Source organism: Pseudomonas sp. SAS7, from assembly GCF_052112345.1.
Classification (GTDB): domain Bacteria; phylum Pseudomonadota; class Gammaproteobacteria; order Pseudomonadales; family Pseudomonadaceae; genus Aquipseudomonas; species Aquipseudomonas putida_Q.
In genome coordinates this window covers 1-1,833 of sequence record NZ_JBEGGO010000040.1, presented here as the reverse complement: position 1 = coordinate 1,833, position 1,833 = coordinate 1, and the positions used below count along the sequence as shown (strand labels likewise).

The following is a 1,833-nucleotide window of genomic DNA, read 5'->3' as shown; positions in this document are numbered from 1 at the left end:
ATGGAGTTGACCACTGCAGGGTTGCTGCCGACGTAGACGTTGTCCGGAGCAGTGACGGTGATCGAGCCGCTGGTACCATTGGCCGGTACGCTGATAACGGTTTTGCCGTCGCTCAGCGTGAAGGTCAGGGCGCCGTGGTTGTTGATCGGCAGGCCGTCTTTGTTTGTCAGGGTGATGGTGTAGGTGATCTCGCCGCCTTCGGTGACCGAAGGGGTGGCGGTCAGCTTGGCCACGACCTCGTCGGTGGTGTCGGTCACTTGAACCGAAGCGTCGCCACCCAGTTGCAGGTTCTCGAAGGTCCGACCGTCCACGTCCACAGCGGACTTGATACCCAGGCTGATTTCGCCCGAGTCTTTGTAGACGTCGTCGCCTTGCGCATCGTGGGTATACGGCGCGCTGGTGTCACCGGCTTTGATGGTGACCTGGGCGTTGTTGCTCAGGGTCACGACCAGGTCGTGGTCCAGCGGCTGGTTGATGTGCACGGTGAACGTCGGTTTGACGTTCTCGGCCACCGAAGTCTGGTCGGCGGTAATGGTGACCTGCACCAGGTCGCCTTGGTTGCCAGTGCCCGGAGTGCCCGAACCTGGCTCGTCGGTCACGGTGGTGCTGACCGGCGTCTTGTCCAGGGTCAGCTGCTCAAACTTGCCGACATCCGCGCCCGCAACGGTCGCGATGGAGTTGACCACTGCTGGGTTGCTGCCAACGTAGACGTTGTCCGGGGCAGTCACGCTGATCGAACCGCTGGTGCCATTGGCCGGTACGGTGATGACAGTTTTGCCGTCGCTCAGCGTAAAGGTCAAGGCACCGTGGTTGTTGATCGGCAGCCCATCTTTGTTGGTCAGGGTGATGGTGTAGGTGATCTCGCCGCCTTCGGTAACCGAAGGGGTCGCGGTCAGCTTGGCCACGACTTCGTCGGTGGTGTCGGTCACTTGAACGGTAGCCGCACCGCCCAGCTGCAGGTTCTCGAAGGTAGCGCCGGTAGCGTCTACAGCCGAGTCGATACCCAGGCTGATCTGGCCAGCGTCGTTGTAAACGTCGTCCCCTTGCGCATCGTGAGTGTACGGTGCGCTGGTTTCGCCGGCCTTGATGGTGACCTGGGCGTTGTTGCTCAGGGTCACGACTAGGTCGTGGTCCAGCGGCTGGTTGATGTGCACGGTGAAGGTCGGTTTGACGTTCTCGGCGACCGAAGTCTGGTCGGCGGTAATGGTGACCTGCACCAGGTCGCCCTGATTGCCAGTGCCCGGCGTACCCGAACCTGGTTCGTCGGTGACGGCGGTGCTGACCGGGGTCTTGTCCAGAGTCAGCTGTTCGAACTTGCCAACATCCGCGCCCGCAACGGTCGCGATGGAGTTGACCACTGCTGGGTTGGTGCCGACGTAGACGTTGTCCGGAGCGGTGACGGTGATCGAGCCGCTGGTGCCATTGGCCGGTACGGTGATGACGGTCTTGCCGTCGCTCAGCGTAAAGGTCAGCGCGCCGTGGTTGTTGATCGGCAGACCATCTTTATTGGTCAGCGTGATGGTGTAGGTGATCTCGCCGCCTTCGGTCACCGAAGGAGTCGCGGTCAGCTTCGCTACAACTTCGTCGGTGGTGTCGGTCACTTGAACGGTAGCCGCGCCGCCCAACTCCAGGTTCTCGAAGGTCGCACCGGTAGTGTCTACCGCCGACTTGATGCCGACACTGATTTCGCCGGCGTCGTTGTAGACGTCATCGCCCTGCGCGTCGTGGGTGTACGGCGCGCTGGTGTCGCCCGCCTTGATGGTGACGGTCGCATTGTTGCTGAGCGTCACGACCAGGTCGTGGTCCAGCGGCTGGTTGATGTGCACAGTGAAC

General features: G+C 61.9%; 1 protein-coding gene. It reads right to left on the bottom strand.

Features of this window, described 5'->3' with window-relative positions:
• On the bottom strand, positions 1 to 1,833 hold a 1,833-nt coding region (locus ABI582_RS28575), incomplete at both ends, for an immunoglobulin-like domain-containing protein (protein ID WP_442120976.1).